The organism is Acetobacter sp. DsW_059 (assembly GCF_002153695.1).
Lineage (GTDB): Bacteria > Pseudomonadota > Alphaproteobacteria > Acetobacterales > Acetobacteraceae > Acetobacter > Acetobacter thailandicus.
Genome location: NZ_JOPI01000141.1, coordinates 1 through 364, shown reverse-complemented (window position 1 = coordinate 364; position 364 = coordinate 1). Strand labels below are relative to the sequence as shown.

Below are 364 nucleotides of genomic sequence, written 5' to 3'. Positions count from 1 at the left end.
GTCTGAGAGGAAAAAAGTGTCGTGCTGATCAGCCCGAGAATGGCGCACAGCATCCCAAAGAACAGAGACAGACGGCGCAGAGCCTGCGTTCTCTCCTGAGACTGGCGGTTTCTCTCCTGCTCGACGCCGTTTCGCACGGCCATTTCCCGTGTGAGTTTATCTATCGAGGTTTGCAGGCTCTCGGTTTTCTGGTCGCTGTTAACGCGCCACTGCTTGCCTTCAGCACGCATAGCGATAACCTCGTCGCGCAGGTTGTTCTGGCTTAGTTTTATCTCGCCAACATCCTGTCTGAGCTGTGCAATATCCTGCGTATGGTCTCTGACAATCTGGCGCAGATCCTCGTCAGATGCAGGGGCAGCACCCC

General features: G+C 55.5%; 1 protein-coding gene. It reads right to left on the bottom strand.

Annotated elements, in window-relative coordinates; genetic code table 11:
- Positions 1-364, bottom strand: a 364-nt coding sequence (locus HK25_RS13150) for a hypothetical protein (protein WP_086636399.1), incomplete at both ends; no start/stop codon positions are given.